Source organism: Streptomyces sp. NPDC050658 (genome assembly GCF_044457025.1).
Classification (GTDB): Bacteria; Actinomycetota; Actinomycetes; order Streptomycetales; family Streptomycetaceae; genus Streptomyces.
Genome location: NZ_JBITGM010000006.1, coordinates 344,707 through 367,589, shown reverse-complemented (window position 1 = coordinate 367,589; position 22,883 = coordinate 344,707). Strand labels below are relative to the sequence as shown.

Annotated in this window: 27 protein-coding genes; 20 read left to right on the top strand and 7 right to left on the bottom strand. The window is 72.0% G+C overall.

From position 1 onward, the window contains the following. The first annotated feature begins 44 nt into the window (after nucleotides 1-44). From ACIBKX_RS22985 to ACIBKX_RS22970, 4 genes are all read left to right on the top strand, one after another. Entirely contained in the window at nucleotides 45-557 is a 513-nt protein-coding gene (locus ACIBKX_RS22985; RefSeq protein WP_363270190.1) for a hypothetical protein, read from the top strand. 10 nt (nucleotides 558-567) lie between these two features. Beyond that, nucleotides 568-1,044, top strand: a complete 477-nt coding sequence (locus tag ACIBKX_RS22980) for a nucleoside deaminase (RefSeq protein ID WP_363270503.1) — start codon at nucleotides 568-570, stop codon at nucleotides 1,042-1,044. Nucleotides 1,045-1,149: 105 nt separating this feature from the next. Continuing rightward, on the top strand, nucleotides 1,150-2,397 hold the full coding sequence (locus ACIBKX_RS22975) for an FAD-dependent oxidoreductase (protein ID WP_363270191.1): 1,248 nt from the start codon (nucleotides 1,150-1,152) through the stop codon (nucleotides 2,395-2,397). Nucleotides 2,398-2,407: 10 nt separating this feature from the next. Beyond that, on the top strand, nucleotides 2,408-3,346 hold the full coding sequence (locus tag ACIBKX_RS22970; protein ID WP_363270192.1) for a sigma-70 family RNA polymerase sigma factor: 939 nt from the start codon (nucleotides 2,408-2,410) through the stop codon (nucleotides 3,344-3,346). A gap of 23 nt (nucleotides 3,347-3,369) precedes the next feature. Here the strand turns inward: ACIBKX_RS22970 and ACIBKX_RS22965 are convergent, their stop codons facing one another. Both ACIBKX_RS22965 and ACIBKX_RS22960 read right to left on the bottom strand, forming a co-directional pair. Continuing rightward, entirely contained in the window at nucleotides 3,370-3,741 is a 372-nt protein-coding gene (locus ACIBKX_RS22965; RefSeq protein WP_363270193.1) for a VapC toxin family PIN domain ribonuclease, read from the bottom strand. Beyond that, nucleotides 3,738-4,031, bottom strand: a complete 294-nt coding sequence (locus ACIBKX_RS22960; RefSeq protein ID WP_399375911.1) for a hypothetical protein — start codon at nucleotides 4,029-4,031, stop codon at nucleotides 3,738-3,740. The genes ACIBKX_RS22965 and ACIBKX_RS22960 overlap by 4 nt, the downstream gene beginning before the upstream one ends. A 98-nt stretch (nucleotides 4,032-4,129) precedes the next feature. Here ACIBKX_RS22960 and ACIBKX_RS22955 point away from each other — a divergent pair, with 98 nt between their 5' ends. Genes ACIBKX_RS22955 through ACIBKX_RS22945 form a run of 3 tightly spaced genes read left to right on the top strand, consistent with a single transcriptional unit; the run spans nucleotide 4,130 to nucleotide 7,865 of the window. Then, nucleotides 4,130-4,648: a hypothetical protein gene (locus ACIBKX_RS22955; RefSeq protein ID WP_399375909.1), complete on the top strand. Its 519-nt coding sequence runs from the start codon at nucleotides 4,130-4,132 to the stop codon at nucleotides 4,646-4,648. Further along, complete coding sequence (locus tag ACIBKX_RS22950; RefSeq protein WP_363270504.1) at nucleotides 4,645-5,997, top strand: ion channel protein; 1,353 nt, start codon at nucleotides 4,645-4,647, stop codon at nucleotides 5,995-5,997. The genes ACIBKX_RS22955 and ACIBKX_RS22950 overlap by 4 nt, the downstream gene beginning before the upstream one ends. Further along, nucleotides 5,994-7,865: an alkyl sulfatase dimerization domain-containing protein gene (locus tag ACIBKX_RS22945; protein ID WP_363270195.1), complete on the top strand. Its 1,872-nt coding sequence runs from the start codon at nucleotides 5,994-5,996 to the stop codon at nucleotides 7,863-7,865. Before ACIBKX_RS22950 ends, ACIBKX_RS22945 begins: the two co-directional genes overlap by 4 nt. 18 nt (nucleotides 7,866-7,883) lie before the next feature. Here ACIBKX_RS22945 and ACIBKX_RS22940 read toward each other — a convergent pair whose 3' ends face one another. Together ACIBKX_RS22940 and ACIBKX_RS22935 are read right to left on the bottom strand one after the other, a co-directional pair. Then, nucleotides 7,884-8,510: a MarC family protein gene (locus ACIBKX_RS22940; RefSeq protein ID WP_363270196.1), complete on the bottom strand. Its 627-nt coding sequence runs from the start codon at nucleotides 8,508-8,510 to the stop codon at nucleotides 7,884-7,886. Between the two features lie 235 nt (nucleotides 8,511-8,745). Then, nucleotides 8,746-9,660 (bottom strand): LysR substrate-binding domain-containing protein, encoded by a 915-nt coding sequence (locus tag ACIBKX_RS22935; protein ID WP_363270197.1) that lies wholly within the window; start codon nucleotides 9,658-9,660, stop codon nucleotides 8,746-8,748. Between the two features lie 178 nt (nucleotides 9,661-9,838). Between ACIBKX_RS22935 and ACIBKX_RS22930 the strand changes: the two genes are divergently transcribed. Continuing rightward, nucleotides 9,839-11,023, top strand: a complete 1,185-nt coding sequence (locus ACIBKX_RS22930; protein WP_363270198.1) for an SGNH/GDSL hydrolase family protein — start codon at nucleotides 9,839-9,841, stop codon at nucleotides 11,021-11,023. A 57-nt stretch (nucleotides 11,024-11,080) separates the two neighbouring features. On the opposite strand, the gene ACIBKX_RS22925 is transcribed toward ACIBKX_RS22930, so the two are convergent. Together ACIBKX_RS22925 and ACIBKX_RS22920 are read right to left on the bottom strand one after the other, a co-directional pair. Further along, nucleotides 11,081-11,473, bottom strand: coding sequence for a hypothetical protein (locus ACIBKX_RS22925; protein WP_363270199.1), 393 nt, complete (start codon nucleotides 11,471-11,473; stop codon nucleotides 11,081-11,083). A gap of 72 nt (nucleotides 11,474-11,545) precedes the next feature. Beyond that, nucleotides 11,546-12,040, bottom strand: a complete 495-nt coding sequence (locus ACIBKX_RS22920) for an SH3 domain-containing protein (protein ID WP_363270200.1) — start codon at nucleotides 12,038-12,040, stop codon at nucleotides 11,546-11,548. Between the two features lie 108 nt (nucleotides 12,041-12,148). Here ACIBKX_RS22920 and ACIBKX_RS22915 point away from each other — a divergent pair, with 108 nt between their 5' ends. From ACIBKX_RS22915 to ACIBKX_RS22865, 11 genes are all read left to right on the top strand, one after another. Then, a complete protein-coding gene (locus tag ACIBKX_RS22915) occupies nucleotides 12,149-13,213 on the top strand; it encodes an ATP-binding cassette domain-containing protein (RefSeq protein WP_363270201.1) in 1,065 nt (354 codons plus the stop codon). After that, nucleotides 13,210-14,058 carry an ABC transporter permease gene (locus ACIBKX_RS22910; RefSeq protein ID WP_363270202.1) on the top strand — a complete coding sequence of 283 codons (849 nt, stop codon included), beginning with the start codon at nucleotides 13,210-13,212 and terminating at the stop codon, nucleotides 14,056-14,058. Before ACIBKX_RS22915 ends, ACIBKX_RS22910 begins: the two co-directional genes overlap by 4 nt. A gap of 158 nt (nucleotides 14,059-14,216) precedes the next feature. Beyond that, nucleotides 14,217-14,540: a LuxR C-terminal-related transcriptional regulator gene (locus tag ACIBKX_RS22905; RefSeq protein WP_363270203.1), complete on the top strand. Its 324-nt coding sequence runs from the start codon at nucleotides 14,217-14,219 to the stop codon at nucleotides 14,538-14,540. Nucleotides 14,541-14,642: 102 nt separating this feature from the next. Beyond that, nucleotides 14,643-14,915, top strand: a complete 273-nt coding sequence (locus ACIBKX_RS22900; RefSeq protein WP_363270204.1) for a hypothetical protein — start codon at nucleotides 14,643-14,645, stop codon at nucleotides 14,913-14,915. Continuing rightward, nucleotides 14,915-15,496: a stage II sporulation protein M gene (locus ACIBKX_RS22895; protein ID WP_363270205.1), complete on the top strand. Its 582-nt coding sequence runs from the start codon at nucleotides 14,915-14,917 to the stop codon at nucleotides 15,494-15,496. The genes ACIBKX_RS22900 and ACIBKX_RS22895 overlap by 1 nt, the downstream gene beginning before the upstream one ends. Next, nucleotides 15,481-16,161, top strand: coding sequence for a hypothetical protein (locus ACIBKX_RS22890; RefSeq protein ID WP_363270206.1), 681 nt, complete (start codon nucleotides 15,481-15,483; stop codon nucleotides 16,159-16,161). Before ACIBKX_RS22895 ends, ACIBKX_RS22890 begins: the two co-directional genes overlap by 16 nt. A 52-nt stretch (nucleotides 16,162-16,213) precedes the next feature. Next, complete coding sequence (locus tag ACIBKX_RS22885) at nucleotides 16,214-16,777, top strand: hypothetical protein (RefSeq protein WP_363270207.1); 564 nt, start codon at nucleotides 16,214-16,216, stop codon at nucleotides 16,775-16,777. Beyond that, nucleotides 16,770-18,728 (top strand): hypothetical protein, encoded by a 1,959-nt coding sequence (locus ACIBKX_RS22880; protein ID WP_363270208.1) that lies wholly within the window; start codon nucleotides 16,770-16,772, stop codon nucleotides 18,726-18,728. Before ACIBKX_RS22885 ends, ACIBKX_RS22880 begins: the two co-directional genes overlap by 8 nt. Further along, entirely contained in the window at nucleotides 18,725-19,375 is a 651-nt protein-coding gene (locus tag ACIBKX_RS22875) for an ABC transporter ATP-binding protein (protein ID WP_363270209.1), read from the top strand. Before ACIBKX_RS22880 ends, ACIBKX_RS22875 begins: the two co-directional genes overlap by 4 nt. Next, nucleotides 19,372-20,343, top strand: a complete 972-nt coding sequence (locus tag ACIBKX_RS22870) for an ATP-binding cassette domain-containing protein (RefSeq protein WP_363270210.1) — start codon at nucleotides 19,372-19,374, stop codon at nucleotides 20,341-20,343. Before ACIBKX_RS22875 ends, ACIBKX_RS22870 begins: the two co-directional genes overlap by 4 nt. Continuing rightward, the gene (locus tag ACIBKX_RS22865; protein WP_363270211.1) at nucleotides 20,336-21,091 is read left to right on the top strand and encodes an ABC transporter permease; all 756 of its coding nucleotides are present in this window, start codon (nucleotides 20,336-20,338) and stop codon (nucleotides 21,089-21,091) included. Before ACIBKX_RS22870 ends, ACIBKX_RS22865 begins: the two co-directional genes overlap by 8 nt. A gap of 29 nt (nucleotides 21,092-21,120) precedes the next feature. Here ACIBKX_RS22865 and ACIBKX_RS22860 read toward each other — a convergent pair whose 3' ends face one another. After that, nucleotides 21,121-21,591, bottom strand: a complete 471-nt coding sequence (locus ACIBKX_RS22860; RefSeq protein ID WP_363270212.1) for a GNAT family N-acetyltransferase — start codon at nucleotides 21,589-21,591, stop codon at nucleotides 21,121-21,123. A 161-nt stretch (nucleotides 21,592-21,752) separates the two neighbouring features. On the opposite strand from ACIBKX_RS22860, the gene ACIBKX_RS22855 reads away from it, so the two are divergent. Then, the gene (locus tag ACIBKX_RS22855; protein ID WP_363270213.1) at nucleotides 21,753-22,790 is read left to right on the top strand and encodes an endonuclease/exonuclease/phosphatase family protein; all 1,038 of its coding nucleotides are present in this window, start codon (nucleotides 21,753-21,755) and stop codon (nucleotides 22,788-22,790) included. Nucleotides 22,791-22,883: the final 93 nt, after the last annotated feature.

Sequence of the window (22,883 nt, the reverse complement as noted above, 5' to 3'; positions counted from 1 at the left end):
AACGTTGTGTACGGCTTTTCTGCCGGGGGAAATGGGGGATCACCATGGCCATGGTGGGCCTGTTCTGGATCGCCGAGGGCGATGTGTACGTGGGCGCGAAGCCGTCGGGCCTGGCACCCGGGGTGCGGCTGACGCCGGAGGGCGTGATGGCGCTCGGCGACAAGCAGTCGGGCCTCTGGCCCTGGGAGGACGTACGGGCGCTGACCGTGTCGGACGTACCCGTGAAGTCCCTGAAGCGGAACGTGGGCGTGCTGGTGGACATGGCGCTCACGGTGGGCCTGGGCGGCTCCGACGAGGCAGCGACGATGACGCTGTCCGTCACGGACGCCGAGGACGGGACGACGGACCTGACGGTGTACACGGCGGCGGCGACGGGCTACTCCCGTACGGAGCACGACCTTTCCGGCGCGCTCCTCGCCCGGCTGACCGAGGGCGCGGGCACACTGCATACGACGCTGACGGCGATGGCGGAGTGGGGGCGGGCCCACGAGGGGGGCACGCCGCGGTCGGCGGAACGCGAGGAACTGCTGCGAACGTGGACGGAGTCCGATGCCTGACGTGAACCCCCTGACCGAGAGCGACCTCCACCATCTGCGCCGCTGCGTGGAGCTGGCGCGGGAGGCCCTGGACGCGGGCGACGAACCCTTCGGCTCGCTGCTGGTGTCGGCGGACGGCAAGGTCCTGTTCGAGGACCGCAACCGCGTGGCGGGCGGCGACCACACGCGCCATCCGGAGTTCGAGATCGCCCGCTGGTCGGCGGAGCGGCTGTCCCCCGAGGAGCGGGCGGCGGCCACGGTCTACACCTCGGGCGAACACTGCCCGATGTGCGCGGCGGCCCACGGCTGGGTGGGCCTCGGCCGCATCGTCTACGCGGCGTCCAGCGCCCAGCTGACGTCCTGGCTGGCGGAGCTGGACGTCCCGGCCGGTCCGGTCCGTGCGCTCCCGATCGGGGAGATCGTGCCGGGTGCGGTGGTGGCGGGACCGGCGGCGGAGCTGGCGGAGGAGATCAAGGGGTTGCATCGCAGGGGGCATGTGCGGGGGTGAGGAGGCGGGGCGCCGGGGTCGGTGACCGGCGTCACAGCCGGCTTCTGTCAGCAATCGGAGGGCTGTCCCGTTCAAGGGGCACGCGAACGAGACAGGAGCATCGCCATGAAGCACCGCATCGTCGTCCTGGGCGCCGGATACGCCGGGGCCTTCGCCGCCGGGAACCTGGCCCGCAGGCTCTCCCCCGCCGACGTCGACATCACCGTCGTCAACGCCGTGCCCGACTTCGTGGAGCGGATGCGGCTCCACCAGCTGGCGAGCGGCCAGGACCTCGCGGTCCGCAAGCTGGCGGACGTCTTCGCGGGCACGGGGGTGCGGCTGCGGGTGGCGCGGGTCACGGGCGTGGACCCGGAGCGCGGGAAGGTGGCGCTGGCGGACGTGGCGGGTGGGGGTGACGGTGCCGATGGGGGTGACGGTGCCGATGGGGGTGGCGAGCTCTCGTACGACACTCTCCTCTACGCCCTGGGCAGCTCGGTGGCCCACAACGGTGTCCCCGGAGCGGCCGAGTACGCCTTCGACGTGACCGGCCGTGCCTCGGCGCTGCGGCTGCGGGAGCGGCTCGACGCGCTGGGCGGGGGCGGCACCGTACTCGTCGTCGGTGAAGGTCTGACGGGCATCGAGACGGCAACCGAGTTCGCGGAGGCGCGGCCCGACCTCTCCGTCGCCCTGGCCGCCCGCGGCGAGCTGGGCGCCTGGCTCTCCCCGAAGGCCCGCCGCCACCTGCGCCAGGCCTTCGACCGGCTCGGCGTCACGGTTCACGAGCACACGACCGTCGAAGCGGTCGAGCCGACGCGGGTGATCACGGCCGACGGCACGTCGCTGCCGGCCGATGTGACCGTGTGGACGGCGGGGTTCGCGGTGCACCCCATCGCGGCGGCGAGCGGCCTGGAGGTCGCCGAGACCGGTCAGATCGTCGTCGACCGCACCATGCGCTCGGTCTCGCACCCGGCTGTGTACGCCGCCGGTGACAGCGTCTACGCCGTCGGCGACAACGGCCGCCCGCTGCCGATGTCCTGCGCGTCGGCGGGCTTCACCAACATGCAGGCGACCGCGGCGATCATCGCGCGCCTGACGGGCGGTGAGATCCCGACGGTCGGGCTCAAGCACTACGGCAACCACATCAGCCTCGGGCGGCGGGACGCGATCTTCCAGATGGTGGACGGGGAGGTGCGGGCGAAGGGCTGGTACGTGGGCGGCTGGACGGCGACGCGGTTCAAGTCGGGTGTGCTGAAGGGGGCGGGCTTCGGCATCGCGCACCCCACGTTCGGGATGCCGAAGCGCAGGCGCCGCCTGGTGCCGTCTGCCGTTGTTCCTGCCGACGGGGCGGCAGCCGGCGTGAGGGCCGCCGCATAGGCTGCCCCGCATGGACAGCGCTGCCGTCGACCGCTTCGAGGCCAGCCGGGGCCGGCTGGCCTCGCTGGCGTACCGTCTGCTCGGCTCGGCCGCCGACGCGGAGGACGCCGTACAGGACACGTTCCTTCGCTGGCAGGCCGCGGAGCGCGAGCGGATCGAGGTGCCGGAGGCGTGGCTGACCAAGGTCGCCACGAACCTCTGCCTCGACCGGCTCCGCTCGGCGCAGGCGCGGCACGAGCGGACGGCGGGCGCGTGGCTGCCCGAGCCGCTTCTGGAGGGCGACCCGATGCTGGGCCCCGCCGACACGTTCGAGCAGCGTGAGTCGGTGTCGCTGGCGGTCCTGACGCTGATGGAGCGGCTGTCGCCGGTCGAGCGGGCCGCATACGTCCTGCGCGAGGCCTTCTCCTACCCCCACGCCGAGATCGCCGCGATCCTCGACGTCACCGAGTCCGCGAGCCAGCAGCATGTCCACCGGGCGCGACGCCGGATCACGGCGGAGCGCCGGGGCCGCGAGGAGGTGGACCCCGCGACGGCGCGCCGGATCGTGGAGGAGTTCCTGGCGGCGGCGATGTCGGGCCGTACGGAACGTCTGGTGGAGATGCTGACGGCTGACGTGACGGCGGTGTCGGACGGCGCGGGCCTGGCGAGGCGTCTGCTCCGCTACAACACGCGGGAGCGCGTCGCGTCGTACATCCGGGCAGGCTTCCGCCCCACCCCGGCCAAACGCCGCCTGGCGGGCGGCTCCCCCGCACTCCACATCGCGTTCCTCAACGGCGCTCCGTCCATCGTGGCGGTGATCGGGGGCAGGGTGGCGGGAGCGGTGACCCTGGAACTCACGGCAGGCAAGATCGCCTCCCTACAGGGCATGGCAACGACGTCCCGCCTGACCCGCCTGGACGAGGCGTGGCGGAGGGAGGAGCGGGGCGGGGCGGTGGTCGAGTCCTGGTGAGGGGGTGACGTCGCAGTGAGCCTTCAGAGCGGCAGGTCGTCCGGCAGAACCCGGAACGTCTTGTGCCGGCCGAGCGGCCGCACGGCACGGAAGTCGCGGCGGTCCAGGGTGAGGATCGCGTCGGTGTCGAACTCCGCGGCGAGGGCCACGTTCACCGCGTCGGTGAGGTCAAGGTCGAGTGCGCCGCAGCGAGCCCGTACGAACTGAGCGGCGCCCAGGTGGTCCTCGGTGATCTCCGGGGCGACGGCCCTTCCCCGGCGCATCCAGCCCCGGATGTCGTCGACCGCGCTCATGGCGGCCTCGCGGCCGAGTTCGCGAGTGGCCCCGCACTCCGGGTGGGGTGTGGAGTCGAGCGCGGCCAGCAGGCCAGAGGTGCCGGCGACGACGATGATCACGCGGCGCTTCCGGGGTCGGGCACGGACCCCTCGGACTCGGGCTCGGGCTCGGCCCCAGTCCCGGCTTCACGCTTCACTGTGTCCGCCACGGCATCACGGACCTCGCCCTTGGCCAGGGCGCGACCCGGCCCCGCGAAGGTCCGGGAGAACAGCGGCTCGCGCTCGTCCCAGACGCGATTGGCCATGGCGGCAAGGTGAATGCCCTGCCGGATGATCTCAGCCTCGCTGAGTATGCGCCGATTGGTGCATGGGGTCACTCGACTAGGGCCCGGCCCACCTCCCCCCCTCACCCGAACAGCCCCGCCCCGCTAGCCTCCCCTCCCCCGTCGACCCAGGCTCGGACCCACCTGACTGAACACGAATGGACTGAACAGAAAGAGGGGCGGCCATGAGCAGCGCGTCCGACAGTTCCGCGTCCGGAGGGGGCGCGCCGCGGCGGGGGGCCAGCAGTGAGGGGCTCTGGGCATCCGGTGGGACCATGTTCGCCGGTGTCCTGATGCTCATGAACGGCATCCTCGGCGTCCTCGAAGGCATCGCCGGTGTCGCGAAGGACGACGTGTACGCCCGCATCGGCGACTACACGTACAAGTTCAACCTCACCGCCTGGGGATGGATCCACATCATCCTCGGGATCGTCGTCGCCATCACCGGGTACGGGATTCTGAAGGGCACCTCCTGGGGCAGGGCCAGCGGTGTCGCGCTCGCCTCCGTCTCCATCGTCGTGCAGTTCATGTGGATGCCGTACCAGCCTGTGTGGGCCTTCATCTCCATCGGCATCGGCGTCTTCGTCATCTGGGCGCTGTGCACCGATCAGGCGGATCGGGCAGGTCGGGTGGATCGGGGACGGCAGCGGGCGGGCGACAACCCCAACCCACCGGGCGGCACCGGTACTTGGGGTAACCCCTGAGCACACCCCAGGCCCGTGCGCTGGCGCCGCTCGTTGTGCCCGCGCTTCTCGTCGGTGTCGGGTCCAGCCTCGTCCTGCTGCTGCTCAGCTTCGTCGCCGAGCGGCTGCAGGATCTGCTGTGGGACGTGCTGCCCGACGCGGTCGGGGTCGACGGGACCTCGGCCGGGTGGATTCTCGGCGTGCTCACCGCCGCCGGGCTCGTCGTCGGGCTGCTGGTGTGGAAGGTTCCCGGGCACGCCGGCCCCGATCCCGCCACCCTCGGGCTCGTCGATCCGCCGGAGCCGCTGCGCGTCCTGCCCGGCCTGGCGCTCACCGTCGTCGTGGGGCTCGCGGGCGGCGTCAGTCTCGGCCCGGAGAATCCGATCACCGCCATCAACATCGCCCTCGCCTACTTCCTCGGCATGAAGGCGATGCCCCGGACCCCCGCCGGGAACTGGGTCTTCCTCGCCGCCGCCGGGACCATCGGCGCCCTCTTCGGTACGCCGGTCGCCGCCGCCCTCGTCCTCTCCGAGTTCGGCAGCGACCCCGACGACCCGCGCCCGCTCTGGGACCGCCTCTTCGCGCCCCTCGTCGCCGCCGGTGCCGGCGCGCTCACCACGGTGCTCGTCGCGCACCCCGCGTTCCAGGTCGACGTCGAGCCCTACGGCGGGCCGCATTGGGGCGACATCCTCTCCGCTGTCGTCGTCAGCACGGCCGCCGCCGCCGTCGGTCTCGGCGCCGTGTACGCCTTTCCCTTCCTGCACCGCGCCTTCCGTCAGCTGAAGCACCCCGTACTGATGCTGACGGTCGGCGGGCTCACCCTCGGTGCGCTCGGCGCGCTCGGCGGGCATCTCACCCTCTTCAAGGGCCTGGACGAGATGAAGGAGCTGACCGCCGAGGCCGCCGAGCACGACGCGGGCAACCTCCTGCTGCTCGCCCTGGTCAAGCTGGCCGCGCTGTGTGTGGCCGCCACCTGCGGGTTCCGCGGCGGGCGGATCTTCCCCGCGGTCTTCGTGGGCGTCGCGCTCGGCATGTTCGCGCACGCCCTGGTGGACGCGGTGCCGCCCGCCCTCGCCATCACCTGCGCCATCCTCGGCGTGCTGCTCGCCACGACCCGGCAGGGGTGGCTCAGCCTGTTCACCGCGGCCGCCGTCGTGCCCGACCTCGATCTGCTGCCGATCCTGTGCGTCGCCGCCCTGCCCGCCTGGCTCGCGGTGACCGGGCGTCCCGACATGCTCATCAGGGACGAGGCCCGGACGATGGATCCGTCGGATCCCGCCGCTCCCACAGACCCCGCGGGACCCGCAGGCCCCGCCGCCCCCACAGACCCCGCCGCGCCCGCCGGCCCGTCGAAGGGAACCCCCGCATGAGCGCCCCGGACCACGGCCTCCCTCTCGACGGACCCGCCGACTACGACGACCCCACCGACCTCGAGAACGCCGACCGCGGGTTCCTCGGCGCCCTCGTCCCCGGCGTCATCAGGAACGCCGACGGGAGAGTCGTCTGGGACAACGACGCCTACGCCTTCCTCCGCGGCGACTGCCCCGACACCGCGCACCCCAGCCTCTGGCGGCAGGGCGGGCTCTGCGCGCGGCAGGGGCTGTACGAGGTCACCGAGGGCATCTACCAGGTGCGCGGGCTCGACCTGTCGAACATGACGTTCGTCGAGGGCGACCGCGGCGTCGTCGTCATCGACCCGCTGATCTCCGCCGAGTGCGCGGCGGCCGCGCTCGGCCTCTACCGCGAGCACCGCGGCGACCGCCCCGTGACCGGGCTCGTCTACACGCACTCGCACGTCGACCACTTCGGCGGCGCCCGCGGCGTCCTGCCGCACGGCACCGAGGACGGCATCCCGGTCATCGCGCCCGAGGGCTTCATGGGGCACGCCGTCAGCGAGAACGTCTACGCGGGCGGCGCGATGGGCCGCCGCGCCGGGTTCATGTACGGCGACCGGCTGCCCAAGTCGCCCGACGGGCAGATCGGCGCGGGGCTCGGCATGACCGTGTCGACCGGCACGGTCACGCTGATCCCGCCGACCGTGGACGTCACCCGCACCGGTCAGGAGGAGATCGTCGACGGCGTACGCATCCTCTTCCAGCTCACTCCGGGCACCGAGGCGCCCGCCGAGATGAACTTCTGCTTCCCCGAGCGGCGCGCCCTGTGTCTGGCGGAGAACGTCACGCACACCCTGCACAACATCCTGACCCTGCGCGGCGCGGTGATCCGTGACGCCCGCGAATGGTCCCGCTATCTCGACCAGGCCATCGACTTCTTCGACGATTTCTACGACGTCGCCTTCGCCTCGCACCACTGGCCGACCTGGGGGCGCGAGAACGTCGTACGGCTGCTGTCCGAACAGCGCGATCTGTACGCCTACCTGCACGACCAGACGCTGCGGATGCTCAACTCCGGTCTGACCGGGCCCGAGATCGCCGAGGAGCTGCGGCTGCCACCCGCCCTGGAGCGGGCCTGGCACGCGCGCGGCTACTACGGCTCGCTCTCGCACAACGTCAAGGGGATCTACCAGCGCTACCTCGGCTGGTTCGACGGCAACGCGGCCCACCTGTGGGAGCATCCGCCGGTCGAACTCGCCAAGCGGTACGTCGAGTTGGCGGGCGGCGCGGATGAGGCTCTGGCCAAGGCCGCCTCGTACGTCGAAGCGGGTGATCTGCGGTTCGCCGCCACCGTGCTCAATCATGTGGTCTTCGCTGACCCGGACAACACCGCCGCCAAGCAGCAACTTGCCTCCGTATACGACGCGTTGGGGCGGGGTGCCGAGAACGGCACCTGGCGCAACTTCTATCTCACCTCCGCGCTCGAACTGCGCCAGGGCACGGGATCGCGCACCGTCGACACCGCGAGCCCGGAACTCGCTGCGGCGCTCGGCACCGAGCAGCTCATCGACGCGGTCGCGATCACCGTCGACGGGCCGCGCGCCTGGGACGACAGTCTCGTCATCGACCTCGTCCTCACCGACGAGCAGCGCCGCCACCGGCTGACCCTGCACAACGGCGCGCTCACCCACCGGGAGATCCCGCACGGCCGCTTCCCGCACGGCGTTCCGGGCCTCACCCTGCGGCTGAGCAAGGCGCAGCTGGTGCGGGTGTTCTCCGGGCAGGGCGGCGGTCTTGACGGCGGTCTTGACGGGATCGGGACCGAGGGCGATCCGGAGCTGCTGGCGCGGCTGGTCTCGTACCTGACGAAACCGGACCCCTCCTTCGCCGTGGTCACGCCCTGAGCGCCGCCACCGAGCGGATCACTCCCGCTCCAGGCCCGGCACCCCGAGTGCGAAGAGACCGTCCAGGACCAGGTCCACACCGACCGCCGCGAGCAGCAGTCCGAGCAGCCGTCCGAAGAGTTCGATCGTCGCGTGGTGGGTGCCGCGCAGCAGCCGGGCCAGGACGACGACGCAGACCAGGTCGAGGGCGATCACCGTGACGTAGGCGCCGACGACCGTGGACCGCCAGGACCAGGAGTCGCGGGCCGCCGCCTCGATGAGTACGGCGGTCATGGCGAGCGGGCTCACGATGTACGGCATCAGCAACTGCCGTACTCCGCTGACGAGATCGGGCGCGTCCTGGCCCGCACCGTCCGTGCCGAGGTGCATGCCGAGCACCAGCCCGACGGCGTAGATGAAGAAGATGACCCCGCCGGCCAGTTGGAGCGCGGGCGTGGAGATGTGGAAGAGGTCGAGCAGCCAGGGCGCGGTGATCCCGGCGACCAGGCCCACCAGGACCGCCGCCCCGGACGAGACGAAGGCGATCCTGCGCAGTTCGGGCACCGGATGGTGCTGCGCGAGGCCGCCGAAGGCCAGCAGGACCTTGGGCGGGCCGACGACGGAGAAGAACGTGATGAATGCGGCGGAATAGCTCAGAGCGGTCACGCACGACATGATCGCCGCAGTCGCGCCCAGGGCCTGTCCGGCGGATCTGGCCGCCTCCTGTGGGCGGTGCCTTGTCTGTGCTGGTGAGCGGTGGTCTGGTGCGTGCAGCTGCAAGGCGGAGGATCGAGGCATCGCGGAGCGACGGTGATTGACGACAGCGATGGTGATGGACGACAACGCCGCAGATGCGCGTGCCCAGGCCGCCGCGTCCCGGGCAAGATCCGCCGGACAGGCCCTAGAACGGCGCCGGACCGCCGTTCGCCGCGACCGTGTCGCGCACCGCCCCGATGAACGCGGTCACCCGTGGATCGGCGCCCTCGGCCGCCGTCCGCCAGATCAGCGCGACGTCCGCCGACGGCACGTCACGCAGGGGTACGAAGGTGATGTCGGGCCGCGCGTAGTACTTCTCCACCGATGCCACCACCGGGGAGATCCCCTGTCCGGCGGCGACCAGCGTCATCAGCTCCTGGAAGCCGGCCACGGACCGGCCGCGGTGGATCGGGCGGCCGCTGGGCGTGCGGGGCGGGACGTGGAAGTCCCACCAGTAGGCGGGCGCTCCGTTGACCACGCCGAAGAAGGTCTCGCCCGCGAGTTCCTCCAGGGAGACGCTGTCGCGGCCCGCGAGGCGGTGGCCGAGCGGGAGGGCCAGCGCGCGGGGTTCGTTGATGACGACGGGGCCGACGGTCAGGTCCGGCTCCGCCACGGGCAGGCAGGTGAACAGGACGTCGGCGACGCCGCTGCGCAGGGCGCCGAGCGGGTCCTCGAACTGGACCTCGCGCATCCGCACCTCGCAGCGGGGGCAGCGGGTGCGGAACGTCTCCAGGATCGCGCCGGTCAGCGTGCCCGCGCCGGAGCCGAGGAAGCCGAGGGTCAGCTCGCCGTCGACGCCGCGCGCGGCGTCCTTGGCGCGGGCCAGCGCGGCCTCCATCTCCAGGTGCAGCGGGGCCAGGTCGGCGTACAGCTGGCGGCCCAGCGGCGACATCTGGACCCGGCGGCTGGTGCGCTCGAAGAGCGGGGCGCCGATCTTGCGCTCCAGGCGCTTCACGGTCTGGCTGACGCGGGCCTGGGAGAGGAGGAGGCGCTCGGCGGTGCGGCCGAAGTGCAGTTCCTCGGCGAGGGTGAGGAAGGTCTGGAGCTCCTGCCGTTCCATGCTTCTCCCTCACGCCGCGTCTCTGACCTGCGGCTAGTCGCGCCTCTGACCTGCATCTATAAGTCTGACCGAGGTAATCGTTTCATGGATCGCCGTTGATCGGGGAGAGACGGCGGCGGATCTTTGGATGGTCCGCTTCACGGACCTCGGAACCCGCCTCGACTCCCCGGAGATTCCCATGCCTTCAGGCAACCGCACCACCGGTACGTCCACCGTCGCCGCCTGGGCCGCATCGCCCCAGCGCGCGAGCGTCGGCTTCAAGCCCAACTGGTCCGAGGAGGGCTTCTCCGGCCAGACCCTGCGCCAGGTCGTCCGCGTCACCGAGGGCGGCGAGCGGGCCCGCGTCCGGCTCTCCAACGCGTACGGCACGTCCCCGCTGCACATCGCGGGCGCGACCATCGCCCGCACGAAGAAGGGGGCCGCCGTCGAGGAGGGATCGGTGCGGTGGCTCAGCTTCGAGGGGAGGGAGGCGGTCGAGATTCCCGCGTACGGTCAACTCACGAGCGACGACGTGGAGTTGAAGCTGCACGCCTTCGAATCCGTCAGCGTCACCCTGTATCTCGCCCGGACGACCGGGCCCGCCACCTTCCACGCCCAGTCGTTCGCGACCAGCTACCGCGCGGACGGCGAGCACACCGCCGACACGGGCGCGGAGGCGTTCACGGCGTCGACGGAGTCCTGGTACTTCCTCTCGGGCGTGGACGTCGGCGGCGACCGGCCGCGCGAGAGCAACGGGATCGTCCTCTTCGGCGACTCCATCACGGACGGCTTCGCCTCCTCCACCGATCTCAACCGCCGCTGGTCGGACGCGCTCGCCGAACGCCTCGCCGATGAGGGCATGCCCCGCCGCGTGCTGAACGCGGGCATCGGCGGCAACCTCGTGCTCAACGACTCGGCCTGGTACGGCGAACGGGGCACCGCCCGGATCGACCGGGACGCCCTCGACCTGCCCGGCGTGGGCGCGGTCGTCGTACTGGAAGGCCTCAACGACATCGGCTTCAGCGAGAGCGACACCCCCACCTACAAGCCCGCCCCGAAGATCAGCGCGGAGGAACTCGTCGCGGGCCACCGGAAGTTGATCCGCGCGGCGCACGCCAAGGGCGTCAAGGCGATCGGCGCGACGCTGCTGCCGCTCGGCGGCTCCGACCACTACGGGGAGCGGGCGGCGGCGGTGAGCGACGCGTTCAACGACTGGGTGCGCGGCTCGGGCGAGTACGACGCGTACGTCGACTTCGACAAGGCCCTGGCCGACCCGGCGGACGGCGAACGCATCGCTCCCGAGTACGACAGCGGGGACCACCTGCACCCGAACGACGCGGGGTACCGGGCGATGGCGCGTGCGATGGATCTGGCGGTGCTGTAGCCGCCCGTGCCCCCGCCGAGCCGCCTGGCGCCGCCTGCTCCCGCGTGCAGAAGCCGCCTACTCCCGCGTGTAGAACCGGTAGAACATCGCCGCGAACACCGACGCCGCTATCGCCAGCGCCATCCCCGTCGAGCGCAGGACGCTCGGGCCCGGCATGCCCTGGCTGTACAGATAGCCGAAGGTGATGCCGGCGAAGCTCGCCCAGGCCATCCCGCGCAGCTCGCGCGGGAGCCGGGGGGCCGCCATGTAGACGGCCATGAAGAGCCCGGCGAAGACGACGCCGGTGACGATGCCGAGCCAGGCATTGCCGTTCGCCATGGAGCCGGCGTCGCGCTGGACGACGATCAGGGCGTAGACGAAGCCGAGCACGATCGCCGCGGCGCCGGCCCGGTTGACGGCGGTGCCGGTCCGCAGGTGTGGTGCGGGTGCTGTGGGTGCCGCGTGAGCCATGACGGTTCCTCCAGACTCCTTCGCCCCTCTACCAGGGCACACCCGCGCCCGCCGGCGGGCAACTCGGCGGGGTCAGTGGTAGCGGTTGCAGCCGTCGGGGCACGGGTCGCAGCACGGCTTGTACTGCGGGCACGGGTCGTGCGAGGCCGAGGAGCCGCAGCGCGGCACGTGCTGGTTGCCGACATCGACGTACGAGGCGCTGGCCCAGCCCTGCACCCCGCCCAGCCAGTACCAGTACGGGTTGCCCCAGACGCTCGTACCCCGCGTCGCGCACTCGACCCGGTCCTGGCTGCCCGAGGGGAGCTTCGCGACGATCGCGGCGCCGGTGGACGGGCGGTCCCGGATGTTCAGGTCGTGGGGGGCGACGATCGTCCCCCAGATCACGTCGTGGCGGTGGTTGTCGTGGCCTTGGCTCTCGTGGCCGTGATTATTGTCGTTGCGAGGCGGTGGGCCCGCGGCGGATGCTGGACTGGCACCCCCGAGGGACAGTGCGCCCGCGGTCAGGAGCGCGGCGGCAAGGGTTCCCAGAGCGGCCGGAGTGGTCCGCAGGGCCGGAGTGGTCCGCATGATCGACCTCCTCGTCCCCCTCCACCAGCAAACACCCGTTCGGAGCAGCCCTCCACCGGACGATGAGTTTCAGCCGCCCGGGCGGTCTGCCCTCGTGACGCAACACGTATGGAACGCGTGCCGACCATCGAGTGGAAGAGGGCGTACGACATGAACAGCGTGGCCATCGAGACCGCGGGCCTGGTGAAGACCTTCGGCGACAACCGCGCCGTCGACGGTGTGGACCTCACCATCCCGGCCGGCACGGTCTACGGCCTGCTCGGGCCGAACGGCGCGGGCAAGACCACCACCGTGAAGATGCTCGCCACCCTGCTGCGCCCGGACGGCGGTGACGCCCACGTCTTCGGCCACGACGTCGTGCGCGAGGCCGACGCCGTACGCAGCAGGGTCAGCCTCACCGGGCAGTACGCCTCGGTCGACGAGGACCTGACCGGCACGGAGAACCTGGTGCTGCTCGGCCGGCTCACCGGGCACGGCAAGAAGGCGGCGTACGAGAGGTCGGCGCAACTGCTTGAGGCGTTCGGGCTCACCGACGCGGCAGCGCGGCAGGTGAAGAACTACTCCGGCGGCATGCGGCGCCGCATCGACATCGCGGCCTCCATTCTCAACACCCCCGACCTGCTCTTTCTCGACGAGCCGACCACGGGGCTCGACCCGCGCAGCCGCAACCAGGTCTGGGACATCGTGCGGGCGGTCGTCGCGCACGGCACGACGGTGCTGCTGACCACGCAGTACCTGGACGAGGCCGATCACCTGGCCTCCCGTATCGCCGTCATCGACACCGGCAAGGTCATCGCGGAGGGCACCAAGGGCGAGCTGAAGGCGTCGGTCGGCGCGGGGTCCGTGCACGTCAGGCTGCGGGACGCGGCACAGCGGACGGACGCCGAGCGGGTGCTGCGGCTCACGCTCGACGCGGAGGTCCAGCTGGAGCCCGACCCGGTCGCCCTCACCGCCCGCGTCGGCAACGGCGAGCAGAACGGCGTGGGCGCCGCCGAGAAGGCGTCCCGCGCCCTCGCCGAGCTGGCGCACGCCGGGATCACCGTCGACAACTTCTCGCTCGGCCAGCCGAGCCTCGACGAGGTCTTCCTCGCCCTGACCGGCACCACCACCCACCACTCCACGGAAGCGGCCGGCACGGCCGCCGGCACTCCCCAGGAAGAGGCGACGGCATGAGCACCGTGACCACCACCGAGGCCCAGGACCTCGCGCCCGTCAAGGCCGAGTCCCTCGCCGAACTGCTCATCGCCGGTGAGCGGCCGCCGCGGCCCAGCGCGCTCTCCGCCTCGCTGACGTTCGGCTGGCGGGCCATGCTCAAGATCAAGCATGTGCCGGAGCAGCTCTTCGACGTGACGGCGTTCCCGATCATGATGGTGCTGATGTACACGTACCTCTTCGGGGGCGCGCTCGCCGGATCTCCGCGCGAGTACATCCAGTACCTGCTGCCCGGCATCCTCGTGATGTCGGTCGTCATGATCACGATGTACACGGGCGTCTCGGTCAACACCGACATCGAGAAGGGCGTCTTCGACCGCTTCCGTACGCTGCCGATCTGGCGTCCCTCGGTGATGGTCGGCTATCTCCTCGGCGACGCCCTGCGGTACGCGATCGCGTCGGTGGTCATGCTGACCGTCGGCATCATCCTCGGCTTCCGCCCGGACGGCGGGGTGCTCGGCGTGCTCGGCGGGGTGCTCCTGCTGCTGGTCTTCTCCTTCGCCTTCTCCTGGGTGTGGACGATGTTCGGGCTCGTGCTGCGCACCGAGAAGTCGGTGATGGGCGTCAGCATGATGGTGATCTTCCCGCTGACGTTCCTCAGCGACATCTTCGTGAAGCCCGAGACCATGCCGGGCTGGCTCCAGGCCTTCGTGAACAACCAGCCGATCACCCATCTCGCCTCCGCCGTACGCGATCTGATGGCGGGTACGTCACCGGGCTCGTCCCTGGTGTGGACCCTGGTCTGGATCGTGCTCCTGGTGGCGGTGTTCGGACCGGTCACGATGCGGCTCTACAACCGTAAGTAGGTACACCGTGCGGCCGTCTCGGCGGCTGCGGGGCAGTGATCAACTTGAGGTACTGTGTGGAGATATGAGGCCCTTGGGGCCGAGTCGCCGAGCAGTACCGGACTTCCCACTGACCCTGGGAATCCCTCGGCGGTTCCATTTGTGGGGGGAGTTCAGCTGTGGGGGAACACATATCGATGTGCCGCGAGAGACACCGCAGGACCGCAGAGTCCTACGGTGTCTCCTTCGGCCATCTCGAACTGGATCGGCTCACCGAGCGGGAATCCGAAGTGCTGATGGCACTGGGGGACGGTGAGACCAACCGCGTCCTGGCGCGCCGCCTCGGCATCGCCGAGCGCACCGTAAAGGCGCATCTCACCAGCGTGGTGCGGAAACTCGGGCTCAAGTCCCGCCTCGAAGCGACCCTGTTGTCGCTTTCACTGCGTTCCTGCGGGTGCGCCGGGCAGGAGCGGGAATCCGTCGGCGAGCGTACTGCCTGCTAGGGCAATGCCCTCAGAGGCAATGGCCGAAAGTCGCGGGGCTGGCGAAGATCGTTTGCGTTGCCCGGATCACCCGGGCTTGAACCGCAAAGGAATTCGCAACTCATGAACCGCTCGCTGGTGCGCAAGGGCGCCGCTGTCTCGTCCACGATTCTCGGCGCGTTCCTCGTCGCCGCCGTCGCGACCCCGTTCTTCCTGAAGAACGTCGTCGGCATGGGCAAGGAATCGGCGAACACCGTGACCAACGCCATCATGACCGGCATGGACGTCGCCTCGGCCGTCGGCCTGGTCAGCGGCGGTGCCGCCGTCGGCGCCATCGTCATCTGGGGCATCAAGAAGGCCCTGAAGTCGGGTGGCAAGAAGGCTGTCATCGCCTGATGCTCCAGGAAAGCCGCCGGGATCGCCCCACCGGCATCCCGGCGGCAGTGCCGGGCCTGCTGCGCCGGCAATGGCCCGCCCTGCTGGCCGGTTCCGTGCTGTGGTTCACGGCGTTCGCCGTCGGGTGGGCGAATTCGGGCGGGGACGGACACGGCGCGAAAAGGGTTCATCAGCAAGGGGATTGGAGTCTCTTCCAGGAGATTCTCGTACGGAACGTAGGAGTTTCCGCGGCGCTCTTCCTCGGTGTCGTCACCGCGGGCCTTCTGACGATTCCGCTGGCCTTCGTCACCGGCATGCTCGCCGGATACAGCTGGGGTCAGGGACTGGACGTCCTGAGTGGCGCGGATGTGGTCAGACATCTGCTGCCCCATATGCCGTTGGAGCTGGCCTGCATCGCGCTTTCCGCGGGGGCGGGGCTGGTGCCGATGGTGATGTGGGCGCGATCGGGACTGGGCAAGTCGGCAGGGCCTCGGAAGGGCTTCGGGAATGGGCTCGGGATTTCCGACGCCTGTCGGTTGTGGGGGATTTCCCTCGTGGGACTTGTAGTGGCGGCGGGAGTGGAGACATGGGTGAGCACATAGCGGCGGCGGCCGGGCGCGGGGGTGATCTCCCTTTCTATGGCGCGGAGTTCTCCGGAACGGGATCTCCCGGCACGAATGCGCGGGCGCCGCAGTGGCGTGACCGGCTGCTCGGGCGGCGCGGGCACGCGCTGAGCGTTGCCGCGCTGCTGGTGGTCACCGTCCTGTTCACCGTGCCCGTCTGGGGCGAGATACGGGTCCGGATCGTCGAGCGGATGCCCGACGCCGAGTCCGGCGCCGTCGGGATCGGTACGGCGATCGGCTGGAGCACGGCCGCCCTGGCCAATATGGCGACGGTGGGCGTGCTGGGCGTCGTCTTCGGAGTCGTCGGCGCGGTGGCGATGCGCTGGGCCCGACCGGCAGCCGCCCCCGCCGCCCCTGCCTCCCCCGCCGCATTCGTCCGCGCGAGGCGGGCCTTCACCGTCGGCTGGGCGCTCTTCGTGGCGGGCAAGTTCACCGGCTGGTCGCTGGTCTGCGTACTGACGGGCGGTCGGCTCGCCGATGCCGCAGCCTCGTTGACCCGGCCCGACCCGTGGCTCGTGCTGCTCTTCGGCGCGCTGCTGTGGTCCGGGCGGTCGGCTCTCGGCGCGGCCTGGCCGCGGGCCTGTGCGGTCGCGGCGGCGATGACCGCGGTCTTCGGGGTGACAAGTCTGCTGCTGCTCACGTAGGCCGCCCGCGCCGCCCCATCCCCCCACCTGTACGACCCAAGCCCGGAGAACCGTGATCAACCGACTCATCTTCAACGTCCTCGGCAACCCGAAGCTCATCGACTTCGTGCTGCGCTGCTGGATGGCCGTGGTCGACGGGCTCGCCCGCCCCGCCGTGCGGATCGCCGGCGGTGTCGCCGCGGCGGGAGCCGGCGCGTGTGCGGTGGCCTACTTCTTCACGTTCCGCGCCATGACCGGGGAGACCCGGCACGCGGTGGAGACCTCGGACAAGGTCACGGGTGATCCCGGCAATGTGCTGGATCTGCTCCAACTCCTCAGTGTGGGCTGGCTGGTGAGCGGTGTCGCGCTGATCGCGCTCGGGCTGCTGGTCGCCGTCGCCCGGTCCGGCAGCATCGTGCTGATCGTGGCCGGGGCGCTGTTCTGGACGCCGCTCGGGTTCGTCGGGCTCAACGTGCCGACCCCGTCGGCGCTGCACTGGCTCTCGGGCGCCTTCCTCGCGCTCGTCGTCCCGGCCGTGGTGCTCTGCCCGGCCGAGCGGTTCGCCGGGGGTCGGCAGAGGCGGCGTACGGAGAAGGAAGAGGGAGAAGAGCGGGAAACGGCGGCCGGGCATGGGTGACGCCTTCGGAGCGGTCGGGCGGGGGCGTTCCTGGGCGCGGGCCGTCCGCGGGCTGCTCCTTGCCGATCTCCGCAGGCGCGTCAATCTGGCCGCCGGTACGGGGGACGCGGGGCGGCAGCGGCTGCGTGCGGCCAAGTTGATCGGGTGCGGTGCGGTCGCCGCCGGTCTCGGGACGCTCGTCCTGCTGGGGCGGACTCTTGCGGTCGTGGCGCCGCTGGAGAGCGTCGGATCGGCGGATCTCGCCACCGGGACCTGGGTGCTCGCCGCGCTCTGGCTGTTGCAACAACTGCTGAGTTCCGACCCGGCGTTGGGCCGCGCGCTGGTGCGCCCGCCGGACGAGGCGATCCTGCGGTCGCTGCCCGTGAGCCGGGGCCAACTGGTCATGGCGCGGCTCGTGCTGCCCGTGGCGGGGCTCGGCCTCGGGCTGCTCGTGGTCGTGGGGGCGGCCGGTGTGCCCTGGCTCATGGCCACCGCGCGGGGCCGGGAGCTGCTGCCGGTCCTGCTGGTGAACGTAGGCGGCGTGGTCGTGGTCGCCGGGGCGCTGCGGGTCCTCCTCGTCACGCTGCTCATGGTGCGTTCCGTGCGGGTCGGACAGCTGCCGCGGACCGCGCTCGCCGCGGCGGGCGGCGCACTGCTCGGGGTGCTCGTGGCGCCGTTCGTCGAGTCGTGGGGGTCGGCGCCGGGGCAGGCCGGGGAGCATCTGGCGCGGGTCATCGGCGACGCGGTGACCGCCGGTCGTCCACAGCTGTGGGTACGACTGCACGATCCCGACGGCCTCGGCACGACCGCCGTGGTCTACGCCGGTATCGCCGCCGCACTGGCGGCCGCCGCGACCCTGCGGATCCGGGCCACGGCCCACCGTGACGCGGGCACTCCCGACCGGGCCTACGTCCGGGGGCGCGACACCGGAATCCTCGGGGCGCCGCGTGCCGGGCGCGGTGGCAGGGACCTCGGGGCACTGCGTGCCGGGCGAGGCGGCAAAGACCTCTGGGCTCTGCGTGCCGGGCGAGGCGGCAGGGACCCTGGAGCGCTGTACGGCGGTGAGCCTGGCATACCCACCGGGGCCGCGGACTCACGCGCCCGGACCACCGCCCGCCGTGACGCGGGGGCTCCGGGGCGGGCCTACGTCCGGGTGCGCGGCACCGGAGACCTCGGCGCGCCGCGTGCCGGGCGCGGCGGCAGGGGCCTCGGGGCACCGCGTACCGGGCGAGGTGGCAGGGACCTCGGGGCGCTCTCCCCGACCGGTCTGGTCCTGCGCACCGCCTGGCTGCGGCTGCGGCGTGGGCACCCGGCGACCGTCGGCGGGCTCGCGCGGCTGCAGCGCTGGAGCGTGCTGTGCGGCGCGGCCTGCGTCGCGGCCACGGTGACGCTCGGCCATGCGCCCTGGCAGCTGCCGCTCCCCGCGCTCGGCGCTCTGCTCGTCACCGCCGCGCTGGTCACCACCGGCGAGGTGGTCCAGGTCTGCGGCATCGAGGCGGACCGCGACTGCTGGGACGTGCTGCGCCGCTCCCCGCACCCGACCGGGGTCTGGCCCGCGGCCAAGGCGCTCGCCTGCGCGGCGGCCGTGCTCGGCGTGACGGCGCCCTTCGCGCTGGGGGTGTCCCTGCTGTGCGGGGTGAGCGGGGCGCAGTGGGCGGTCGCGGTGCTTGCTCCGGTGGCCGTGGCGCTGGCGGCCGGTTGCAGCACCGTCCTCACCTGGTACTGCGTTCCGCGTGCCGAGGGCTTCGAGGGCGGCCGCATCACCCGTGCGCCGGGCGCGGACATCGTGGAGGGGCTGCTCACCGCCCTGCTGACGCTGCCGGTGACGGTGGGCCTCGGGCTGTGCTCGGCCCTCGCGGGCGGGACCGGGGGCGCCGTCCTGGGCAGCGCGCTCCTCGCCGCCGTACTTCTCCTCTTCGCCCTCAGCCTGCGCTCCGTGCGCGGGCGCGATCTGCCAAGGAAGCGAACTTGATCGACATCGACGGCCTCGTCGTACGCCGTGGCGACACCGACGTGCTCAGCGGAGTGCGGCTGCGCGTCGAGGACGGCGAGGCGGTGCACATCACCGGCGCCAACGGATCGGGCAAGAGCACGCTGCTCGGGGTGCTCGCCGGCCTGTACGACCCGGCGGCCGGAACCGTCCTGATCGGCGGACACCGGCCCGGCGACCGCGCCGCCCGCGCCCTGCTCGGCCATGTCCAGGAGCCGCCTCCGCTGTACGAACACCTCACCGCGCACGAGCAGTTGGCGCTGACGGCGGCCCTGTGGAACGTCCGCACCGCACACCTCGTCGACCGCGCGGACGCGCTGGGCCTCGCCGACCGCCGTGACGTCCTGGTCGGTGATCTGTCCCTGGGGCAGCGCAAGAAGCTGGGCTTCGTCTGCGCCACGGCGCACGATCCCCGCCTCCTGCTCCTGGACGAGCCGTTCAACGGCCTCGACTCAGCCGCCGAGTCGGCGGTGCGGGACGACCTCGCGCGGTGGAAGGCGGAGGGGCGGACGCTGGTGCTCGTCTCCCATACGGCGGAGGCCGTCGCCGGGTTGGTCGACCGGACGGTGCGGCTCGGTGCGGGGGCGGGCGCGGTGGCGCCGTCCCGCCCCGACGGGGAGCGCGCGTGATCGACGTACAGGACCTGGTGAAGTCGTACGACGGCAGGCGGGTGCTCGACGGGCTGTCCTTCCGGGTCGCGCCCGGCCGGGTCACCGCATTCCTCGGGCCCAACGGCGCGGGCAAGTCCACGACCCTGCGCATGATCACCGGCCTGGGCGTGCCCGACTCCGGGACGGCGCGGGTCCTCGGCGTGCCCTACCGGGAGCTGCGGGACCCGCTGCGGTCGGTGGGCGTGCTGCTCGATGCCGCCGCCGTGCACCCGGCCCGCAGCCCCCGCGCCCATCTGGCCTGGCTGGCCCGCACCCACCGCATTCCGCGCGAGCGCGTGGACCATGTCCTCGGCCTGGTGGGCCTCGCGGCCGCGGCCCGCCGTCCGGTGCGCGGATTCTCGCTGGGGATGCGGCAGCGGCTCGGCATCGCTGCGGCGCTGCTCGGCGACCCCGAGGTGCTGCTGCTCGACGAGCCCGCCAACGGGCTCGACCCCGAGGGCATCCGCTGGTTCCGGAACCTGCTGCGGGCGCTCGCCGACGAGGGCAGGACGGTGCTCGTCTCCAGCCATCTGATGACCGAGATGGCGGTGACCGCCGATCACGTCCTGGTGATCGGGCGGGGGCGGGTGCTGGCCGACGGCCGGATGGACGAGGTGCTGGGCGGTGCGGGGGCCGGTTCCGTACGGCTTTCGTCGCCGCGGCTCGCCGAGTTGTCGCGGGTGCTGCGGGCGGCGGGCGGGCAGGTCAGCGATGTGCCGGACGGGGCGGGGACGGCGATCGTGACCGGTCTCGCCGCCGACCGGATCGGGGATCTCGCGGCGGACTCCGGCTGGAGCATCCACGAACTGACGCCGCTGCGGCCGTCCTTGGAGGACGTCTACCACCGGCTGACCGAGGACGTGACGGAGTACCGGGCGGCCACGGACCGGCTCCGTACCCCGGCACAAGAGGAGAAGACCCCAGAGGAGACCCCCGCCCATGCGTGACGCGCTGGCAGCCGAATGGATCAAGCTCCGTACGCTGCGCTCCACTTCCCTGCTACTGCTCTCCGGCTTCGCCATGGCGGTGCTGGTGGGGCTGCTGTTCTGCCTGCTCGTCGGGCCCGACTTCCGGCGCGCGGACCCGGCGGACCGGTCGGGCTTCGACCCGATCGGGCTCGCCTTCACCGGCATGCAGTTCGGCCAGCTGGCGCTCGTGGTGGTCGCGGTGCTCGCCGTCGGCACGGAGTACGGCACCGGGATGCTGCGTACCTCGCTCGCCGCCGTGCCCCGCAGAGGACGGTTCCTGGCCGCGAAGCTCACCCTGCTCGGTCTTGTGGGGCTCGGCTGGGGCCTGGTCAGCGGCGCGGTGGCGTTCCTCTGCGGGATGAGCGCGCTCGGGGCTCCGCTGTCGGGGCTGCCCCGCGCCGAGATGGCCCGTGCCGTGCTCGGGGCCGGGGTGTACGCGGCGCTCCTCGCGGTCTTCGCGGGGGCCCTCACCTTCTTGGTACGCCGCTCCATCGCCGCCCTGGGCATCCTGCTGCCCCTGCTGCTCCTGGTCTCCGGCGCCCTCGCGGTCTCCGCCCGCACCCGCCCCGTCTCCCGGCTGCTGCCGGACCGGGCGGGGCTGCGCCTGATGCAGGTCCACCAGGACGCGGGGGATCTGACGCCCGCGGCGGGCGGGGCGGTGCTCGCCGGGTGGGCGCTGGTGGCGGCGGGGGCTGCCTATGTGGTGTTCCGGCGCCGGGAGGTGTGAGGGGCTGCCTCAGGGGCCCGCGGTGTCGGTCACGGCCCCGCCGGCGCTGCGTCGAGCACCAGCATGATGTGCTCGTCCTCGCCGTGCCTGACCGTCCCGGTGCGCCGGAAACCCTGCTTCTCCAGCAGCCGCACCGACCCCGTGTTCCCCTCGTAAGGATCCGCGTACAGCGGGCGGTTCCGCTCCCGGTCCAGGAAGAGGGCGAGCGCCCGCGAGCCGACGCCCCGGCCCCAGAACTCCCGGCCCAGCCAGTACCCGATGAAGCGGCGGTCCTCGTCCCACCACGCCACCACGTTGCCCGCCAGGTCGCCGTCGACCGTGATGGCCTGCACGAAGACGGTGGGGTCGCCCAGGACCCGCGTCGCCCAGTGCGTCATGAACGCCTCCCGCTCCCGCGGCGGGAACTTCGACCGCCGCGCGGCCTCCGGGTCGTGCTCCTGCGCGAGGAACACCTCGAGATCGTCCTGCCCTACATCCCTCAGACTCACCTGTTCACCCATGCCCGCGGAGTCTGCCACCCGGCACTGACAGCGGCCGGAGAAGCGCCCGCGACGATCGAAAGGAACCCTTACCCCGCATCCGGCCGTCTCTCAGGGAAGATCTGGTGAACCCATCACATGTGGTGAGAACCCACCCACGGAGAGGCCGGTCCTTGGACAGCATGGCTGCGGCAGAGGCAGAGCGGCGCGAGGACGCCGCGGCCGGGGGCGGGTTCGGCGACCGCTCCGGGCGGCGGCGGGTGCGCAGCCGGGGTGCGGCCTGGTGCGCGGCGCTGCTCCTTGCCGGGGTCAGCGCCGTACTGGGCTTCCGGATCGCCGACTCGGACGGGTTCACCCCGGTCCCCCAGCTCCTCGCCTTCCTGCCCTGGTTCCTCGCCCCCGTGGTCGTCGCGCTGGCCCTCGCCGCGCTGGCGCGGTGGCGCGTCGGGCTCGTCTGGGCCGTCGCCGCGCTCGGCACCGTCGCCTGGTTCATGGAGCCGTACGGCCGTGCCGACGACCCGGAGGGACCCGCCGTCGCCGAGCTGCGCGTCATGGCGTCCAACGTGGAGTTCGGGCAGGGCACCCCCGGCCTGGTCGATGCGGTCCGCAGGGAGAAACCCGACCTGCTCTTCGTCCCGGAGTGCGACTACACCTGCTCCGACACCCTGCGCGACGAGCTGCCCCGCTCCGAGTACCCGTACCGCAGCGGCAGCGAGGCCAGCGGCGCGGAGGGCTCGCTGATCGTCAGCAAGTTCCCGCTGAAGAAGGCGAACGGCGTCGCCGGAACCCTCGGGATGCCCGGAGCCGTCGCCGAGCTGAAGGGCGGCCACGAGGTCCGGATCCAGCTCGCCCACCCCATGCCGCCGCTGCCCAAGCAGGTCCACGTCTGGCGCTCCGAGCTCGGCGCCCTCCGCGACTACGCCGCCGCAGGCAAGGGCGGCTCCACCATCATCGCGGGCGACTTCAACGCCACCCAGGACCACGCGGCCTTCCGCGACATCCTCGACGAGGGCCTGCGCGACGCGGCCCGCCTCGCCGGTTCCGCCCGCACGCCCAGCTGGCCCGCCTCGCTGATCTCGCCGCTCGGCACGCAGATCGACCATGTGCTGGCGACGCCGGACTTCTCGGCCGGTGACGCCCGCTTCCTGGAGATCGGCGACACGGACCACCGGGCGCTGGTGGTGGACCTGACGCTGCATCGGCAGGGCAACGACTCCTGACGCTGCATCGGCAGGGCGACGACCGGAACAGCGACCGGAGCGACGACCGCTGAGCCCGCCGGGCAAGGTGTGCAAAGCGGCGATAATGGGCGC

Bases quoted from the DNA above. Each gene is read 5' to 3' on its own strand.
- ACIBKX_RS22985 (WP_363270190.1), top strand. From the start codon at position 45: ATGGCCATGGTGGGCCTGTTCTGGATCGCCGAGGGCGATGTGTACGTG.
- ACIBKX_RS22975 (WP_363270191.1), top strand. From the start codon at position 1,150: ATGAAGCACCGCATCGTCGTCCTGGGCGCCGGATACGCCGGGGCCTTC.
- ACIBKX_RS22970 (WP_363270192.1), top strand. From the start codon at position 2,408: ATGGACAGCGCTGCCGTCGACCGCTTCGAGGCCAGCCGGGGCCGGCTG.
- ACIBKX_RS22955 (WP_399375909.1), top strand. From the start codon at position 4,130: ATGAGCAGCGCGTCCGACAGTTCCGCGTCCGGAGGGGGCGCGCCGCGG.
- ACIBKX_RS22945 (WP_363270195.1), top strand. From the start codon at position 5,994: ATGAGCGCCCCGGACCACGGCCTCCCTCTCGACGGACCCGCCGACTAC.
- ACIBKX_RS22935 (WP_363270197.1), bottom strand. From the start codon at position 9,660: ATGGAACGGCAGGAGCTCCAGACCTTCCTCACCCTCGCCGAGGAACTG.
- ACIBKX_RS22930 (WP_363270198.1), top strand. From the start codon at position 9,839: ATGCCTTCAGGCAACCGCACCACCGGTACGTCCACCGTCGCCGCCTGG.
- ACIBKX_RS22925 (WP_363270199.1), bottom strand. From the start codon at position 11,473: ATGGCTCACGCGGCACCCACAGCACCCGCACCACACCTGCGGACCGGC.
- ACIBKX_RS22920 (WP_363270200.1), bottom strand. From the start codon at position 12,040: ATGCGGACCACTCCGGCCCTGCGGACCACTCCGGCCGCTCTGGGAACC.
- ACIBKX_RS22915 (WP_363270201.1), top strand. From the start codon at position 12,149: ATGGAACGCGTGCCGACCATCGAGTGGAAGAGGGCGTACGACATGAAC.
- ACIBKX_RS22910 (WP_363270202.1), top strand. From the start codon at position 13,210: ATGAGCACCGTGACCACCACCGAGGCCCAGGACCTCGCGCCCGTCAAG.
- ACIBKX_RS22900 (WP_363270204.1), top strand. From the start codon at position 14,643: ATGAACCGCTCGCTGGTGCGCAAGGGCGCCGCTGTCTCGTCCACGATT.
- ACIBKX_RS22895 (WP_363270205.1), top strand. From the start codon at position 14,915: ATGCTCCAGGAAAGCCGCCGGGATCGCCCCACCGGCATCCCGGCGGCA.
- ACIBKX_RS22890 (WP_363270206.1), top strand. From the start codon at position 15,481: ATGGGTGAGCACATAGCGGCGGCGGCCGGGCGCGGGGGTGATCTCCCT.
- ACIBKX_RS22880 (WP_363270208.1), top strand. From the start codon at position 16,770: ATGGGTGACGCCTTCGGAGCGGTCGGGCGGGGGCGTTCCTGGGCGCGG.
- ACIBKX_RS22865 (WP_363270211.1), top strand. From the start codon at position 20,336: ATGCGTGACGCGCTGGCAGCCGAATGGATCAAGCTCCGTACGCTGCGC.
- ACIBKX_RS22860 (WP_363270212.1), bottom strand. From the start codon at position 21,591: ATGGGTGAACAGGTGAGTCTGAGGGATGTAGGGCAGGACGATCTCGAG.
- ACIBKX_RS22855 (WP_363270213.1), top strand. From the start codon at position 21,753: ATGGCTGCGGCAGAGGCAGAGCGGCGCGAGGACGCCGCGGCCGGGGGC.